The organism is Chroococcidiopsis cubana SAG 39.79 (genome assembly GCF_003991895.1).
GTDB classification, from domain to species: domain Bacteria; phylum Cyanobacteriota; class Cyanobacteriia; order Cyanobacteriales; family Chroococcidiopsidaceae; genus Chroococcidiopsis; species Chroococcidiopsis thermalis.
In genome coordinates this window covers 45,716-52,124 of sequence record NZ_RSCK01000046.1, presented here as the reverse complement: position 1 = coordinate 52,124, position 6,409 = coordinate 45,716, and the positions used below count along the sequence as shown (strand labels likewise).

3 protein-coding genes are annotated in these 6,409 nt (G+C 47.6%); all 3 read left to right on the top strand.

The genetic code is table 11. The annotated features are described in order from the left end of the window. Window positions 1-444, top strand: a 444-nt coding sequence (locus DSM107010_RS23075) for a phosphopantetheine-binding protein (RefSeq protein WP_199755703.1), incomplete at its 5' end; no start/stop codon positions are given. Between the two features lie 101 nt (window positions 445-545). Then, a complete protein-coding gene (locus tag DSM107010_RS23070; protein ID WP_106166417.1) occupies window positions 546-4,805 on the top strand; it encodes a non-ribosomal peptide synthetase in 4,260 nt (1,419 codons plus the stop codon). A 228-nt stretch (window positions 4,806-5,033) separates the two neighbouring features. Then, a complete protein-coding gene (aroA, locus tag DSM107010_RS23065; protein ID WP_127024035.1) occupies window positions 5,034-6,380 on the top strand; it encodes a 3-phosphoshikimate 1-carboxyvinyltransferase in 1,347 nt (448 codons plus the stop codon). Window positions 6,381-6,409 lie beyond the last annotated feature (29 nt).

The following is a 6,409-nucleotide window of genomic DNA, read 5'->3' as shown; positions in this document are numbered from 1 at the left end:
GAATACATGGTTCCCTCCAACTTTGTCGTGCTAGAGGCTTTTCCCCTCACGCCAAACAATAAGGTCGATCGCAAGGCACTGCCTGCGCCGACGACGGTGCAGTTGGATAGGGCGATCGAGCAGACAGCATCTCAAAACCAGGTCGAGCAAACCCTAATGGCGATTTGGCAAAACTTACTTCAGGTGTCTGAAATTGGTACGGGAGATAACTTCTTCAGTTTGGGAGGAAACTCCTTGATCGCCGTGTCATTGATGGGGACGATCCGCTCGACGTTTAGCGTTGACTTACCGCTAATTAATTTATTTCAATTTCCGACTGTCGGTGGTATGGCTCGACAGATCGAACAAGCTCAAGCTATGCAAGTCAATCTAGATGACATGGAAGACACGATCGCATATTTGGCGCAATTGTCTGATGAAGAAGTGATGGCGCTGCTGAAATAACAATGCTGGCGATCGCCCTCTCAAAGAGCAATCGCCAACTAGCCACTTAAAACCCCTGCATAAATTTTTCCAAATCTATTCTGTTGGTATAAATCAAGCCAATGACTGAAATTATAAGCCAAAAGTTAAATTCCCAAGCGCACGTTGACAAACTCCAATCTCTTTCACCCGAACGAAAAGCTTTGCTAGCTCAGTTAATTCGCGAGAAAAAGGTAGGTGTAAAACAAGAGCGGCAACCGCAGCGAGCAGTATTTAACCTACCAACGATTACTGCTGCCCCTGACGAACGATTTCAGCCCTTTCCATTGACTGGATTGCAACAAGCTTATTGGGTTGGGCGCAGTGGTGAAGTAGAAATGGGACAGGTTGCCAGCCACAGCTATGTAGAATTGGAAGGCAACTTCGATCTGGAACGCTTGACTCAAGCTTGGCAACGACTAATAGATCGTCATGACATGATGCGGGCGATCGTTCTGCCGGATGGAACTCAACAGGTCTTGGAAAATGTGCCTTCCTATCAGTTTCGGATGCTCGATTTGCGGGGACGGGATGCGGAAACAGTCAACGCTCAGCTAAAAGACGTGCGCGATCGGATGTCGCATCAAATTCTTCCCAGCCATAAGTATCCCTTATTTGATATTCAAGCAACTTTACTAGACGATGGACGGACTCGGATTCACGTTAGTTTGGATGCTTTGATCTTTGATGGCTGGAGTATTGCAATTACTTATAAAGAATGGGCGGCGCTTTACCACAATCCTGAAACTCAACTAGAGTCTTTAGAAATTAGCTTCCGCGATTATGTCTTGGCAGAGCGATCGCTGTCGAATTCCGACGAGTATCGGCGATCGCAAGATTACTGGCGCAAACGAATTGACTCCTTACCTTTGGGACCAGATCTGCCCCTCGCCAAACAGCCGTCTGCTCTCACGAGTGGCAGGTTTGTGCGTCGAGAAGGGGTAGTAGAAGCTTCTATTTGGCAGCGAGTTAAGGCGCGGGCAACTCAATTAGGCATCACCGCACCAGGAATTTTGGCAGCAGCCTACGCCGAAGTTCTGACGTTATGGAATAAAGAACGACATTTCTGTATCAATGTGCCAAGTTTCAATCGCCTGCCCCTCCACTCGCAGGTGAATCGCTTGATTGGAGAATCTGCCTCATTTACCGTGCTGGAAGTTGACAATACGGGAGATGCTTCCTTTGCCGAGCGATCGCAACGCCTACAGGCGCAACTTTGGAGCGACATAGACCATCGTTTCTTTAACGGGGTCGAAGTCCTGCGGGAACTTGCCGTTGCTCAAAATCGACTCTCTGGTTCGCTGATGCCAGTTGTATTTACTGCAATTCCAGCAGATGAAACCGGACAAAGTACCTATGCTACAGTGCAAGCAGAGGCTCTGGGTGAGGTGGTATTTGCAATTAACCAAACTTCTCAAGTGTGGTTAGACAACCACGTTTTTGAGCATAATGGTGCGCTTTATTGCCACTGGGATACCGTGGAAGAACTTTTTCCTGAAGGACTATCCCAAAATCTCTTAGATGCTTTTATCCAATTGCTCCATCTGCTAGGTACTGATGAAAATCTCTGGCAGCAGAGTTGGTCGGAAGTCATGCGGCGGGTGATGGTGGCAACAGGTCAGCAGTTGGTAGCTGCCGGGGACGAGCAGCCAATGCCGGAAATCTTGCTTCACGAGCTGATTGCGGCTCAAGTGCCTCAGCGTCTAGACCAAGCGGCGGTCGTTACTACTCAGAAAACTCTAACTTACCAAGAATTGTATTCCTTGGCAAACCTTTGGGGGCGGCATTTGCGGAATTTAGGAGCGCAACCAAACCAACCGATCGCAATTGTGATGGAAAAGGGTTGGGAGCAAGTGGTAGCTGCTCTGGGCATATTACACGCTGGTGCTGCTTACCTTCCGATTGATGCCACAGTCGGAAAAGAACGGCTTGACTACCTGCTGGAGAATGGTAAAGCTGAAATCGTCCTGACTCAATCTTGGTTAGACGATCGCCTGGAATGGAGCGATCGCGTGCAGCGCCTCTGCGTCGATCGCGAAAACTTGGAAAATATTGACGATCGCCCCTTAGAACCGATTCAAACACCTGACGATTTAGCGTTTGTACTTTATACATCGGGTTCTACTGGCTTGCCAAAAGGAGTGATGATTCGCCATCGTGGGTTAGTGAATGCGGTTGTCAGCACTCAAAAGCAATTTGAGATTAATTCTGGCGATCGCATTTTAGGATTGACAGCTTTACATCACGATATGTCAATTTTTGACATATTTGGCGTGTTGGGTGCTGGAGGAACCTTAATTATCCCCGATGCCAGCGGACGACGCGACCCGTCCCATTGGTCGGATCTGTGCATGAAGCATCAGATTACGCTCTGGAACTCGGTTCCGGCAATGATGGATATGTTCTTAGAGTATGCAGGCGATGCGCGTGGCGCAAGCTTCGCTTCACGCGCGGATGTCATTCCATCGACATTGCGGCTGGCATTTCTAGGTGGAGATTGGATTCCGTTAACGATTCCCAAACGTCTTGAGGCGCTGGTAGAAGGAGCGAAAGTAGTCAGCGTCGGCGGTCCTACAGAAACAACGCTGTGGAATATTTGGTATCCGATTGAGGAGTTTGACCCGAACTGGAAAAGCATTCCCTACGGACGACCAATTTCCAATACTCGCTACTACATTCTCAACGATGCTTTGGTGGAATGTCCCGCTTGGGTGTCGGGGGAGATGTGCGTTGCTGGCGTGGGAGTTGCCAAAGGTTACTGGCACGATCCAGAGAAAACCAACGCCAAATTTATTTTGCATCCCCGTACTGGCGAACGAATTTATCGAACTGGAGATATGGGACGCTTCCGCCCCGATGGGACGATCGAGTTCATGGGACGGGTCGATTTTCAAGTTAAAATCAACGGTCAGCGGATCGAGCTAGGGGAAATCGAGTCAACTTTACAACAACACGCAGGTGTTAATTCGGCGATCGCGACGACTTACGACCAGAAAGGCAAAAAGCTTTTAGTAGCATACGTCATTCTGGCGAAAGAGTCAGAGCTAAATACTGACGAACTGCGCTTGTTTTTACGCGGTAAGTTACCAGAACATATGGTTCCTGCTGCTTTCGTAATGCTAGAACAGTTTCCTTTGACTCCTAATGGCAAAGTCGATCGCAAAGCGCTACCCGCACCTTTTGCAGCAGATGCTACCCCTGCTAAAAGTACAACTCAAAAGCAGTCTTCAGGGATTCAGGCAAAAGTCAGTCGAATTGTGTGTAAAGTATTGCAGTTAGAAAATGTCGATTTGGACGCGAATTTATTGAGTGTAGGGGCGAATTCGCTCGATATGGTGAGAATTGGCAACCAACTAGAAAAGGAATTTAAGAATCGTCCCCGGATTGATGAATTGTTCCGCTTGCAGTCAATTCAAGCATTAGTTGATTATTACGAGCAGCAAGAAAGTAAATCGGTTTCTAGCAATACAGATGACAGTCTGTTAGGAAATAAGCTACTGTCTTCCTACAGGATTATTCTCGATCCTGTGGAGCGGGAGAAATTTAAGAAATCGCGCCCAGGAGTCCGGCAAGATCTGAAAGAGACACCTGCAATTCAATTAGAAAGACCTGTTGTTGATGAGGAGTTACAGAAAAAATATCGCGATCGCAGCAGTTATCGTAAGTTCTTGTTAAAATCAATTCCATTTGAGAATTTCAGCCTATTTTTAAGCTGTTTATCTCAAATTATCCTAGACGGTCAATCTAAGTTTCTCTATGCCTCCCCTGGCGGTTTGAATCCAACTCAAGTTTACTTGCATGTCAAACCCGGACGCATTGAAAATGTGCCAGCTGGTGTTTACTACTATCATCCAGAGGAACATCAACTCGTTGTTTTGACATCTAATGTCGATATTGACAGAGGAGTCCATATTCCATTCATTAATACACCAATGTTTGATGAATGTGCCTTCTCCATCTTCTTCATTGCCGATTTAGATGCGATTGGACCTGGCTATGGCGAGCGAGGAATTCACTTCGTTACCTTGGAATCGGGAATTATGGCACATCAGCTAGAGGTTTCGGCTCCAAGTTACGGAATTGGGATGTGTCAAGTTGGTAGTATTGCTTTTGAACGGATTCGTCCCTGGTTTAAGCTCAAGGACACCCATATCCTGATTCACTCCACGCTAGGAGGTTATATTGACTCTAGCCGCTCTAGCCGACCCGATCTGAGCAATACTTCGGGACAAACACCGGAGAAAATGGCAGTTGAATTGTTGGAACGAATCGAGTCTCTTTCTCCCAGTGAAGTTAAGGGATTGCTGGAGGCTTATCAACAGCTAGAAGGGATCAGGGAATAAGGGATTGAGACTTTTCGGTTAAGACTAGATCCCCCCTAACTCCCCTTAAAAAGGGGGGAACAAAGCCCCTTTTTTAAGGGGGTTGGGGGATCTCTAAGATCTTTTCGTCGTTAAACGAGATGTATCGAGTAGGGAATGACTTTTCTTTCTATAAATTGCGACTAGGCGATCGCAGAGTCGGCAAACAAGATAAACTAACAAGCGCACTCAATCTGTTAAATTATCCCCATGTTGGCTTCTCCGTTCGCAGTTGAAACTATCGATCGCCAGCAAAATCTGATTGTCACTAGACCCCAGACAGGGTTTTGCTTGCGCGGTCGCATTCGGATTCCTGGCGATAAATCAATTTCCCATCGGGCGTTGATGTTGGGGGCGCTGGCGACGGGAGAAACCCAAATTCAAGGGCTGCTGTTGGGGGAAGACCCCAGGAGTACGGCTAGCTGTTTTCGGGCAATGGGGGCGGAAATTTCAGAACTCAATACAGATTTGGTGCGGGTGAAAGGGATTGGTTTGGGTCAGTTGCAGGAACCAGCAGACGTATTGGATGCAGGAAATTCTGGGACGACGATCCGGTTGATGTTGGGAATTTTAGCTTCTCATCCAGAAAGATTTTTTACAGTGACGGGAGATAGTTCGTTGCGATCGCGTCCCATGTCTCGCGTCGTCAAACCTTTGCAACAAATGGAAGCGCAAATTTGGGGACGTAAGGGTAATTCTCTCGCACCTTTGGCAATTCAAGGGCAAAACCTCAAACCGATCCACTATCAATCTCCCATCGCTTCGGCACAGGTGAAATCGTGTATTCTGCTAGCTGGGTTGATGACTGAAGGAAAAACAACGGTAACAGAACCAGCTTTATCCCGCGACCACAGCGAACGGATGTTGCAAGCTTTTGGGGCGCAATTGAGCGTCGATCCCCAAACCCATAGTGTCACGGTAATCGGACCAGCGCAACTGCAAGGACAGCAGGTAGTCGTTCCTGGTGATATTAGTTCGGCTGCTTTTTGGTTGGTGGCTGGGGCGATCGTCCCAGATTCAGAATTGGTCATTGAAAATGTTGGCGTTAACCCTACGCGCACTGGGATTTTAGCAGCTTTGGAAATGATGGGGGCAGATATTCAACTAGAAAATCAGCGAGTTGTCGCAGGGGAACCAGTCGCCGATCTACTGGTGCGTTCTGGCGGTTTAAAAGCGTGTACGATCGCAGGTGACTTAATTCCGCGTCTAATTGACGAAATTCCGATTTTAGCAGTAGCAGCAGTGTTTGCTAGCGGTACGACGATAATTCGGGATGCAGCAGAATTAAGGGTTAAAGAAAGCGATCGCCTTGCAGCTATGGCAACCGAGTTAAATCGTATGGGTGCGAAAGTCACGGAATTACCCGATGGTTTAGAAATTACTGGTGGGACGGCTTTAAAGGGTACGGAGGTAGATAGTTACACCGATCATCGCATTGCTATGAGTTTGGCGATCGCGGCTTTGAATGCCAGCGGTACGACAACTATAAGTCGAGCCGAAGCCGCAGCAATTTCTTATCCAGATTTCATCCCAACTCTGCAACAAGTTTGCCAGTAGCACGAACTACTTTTGCTGTAGGTGGGCAA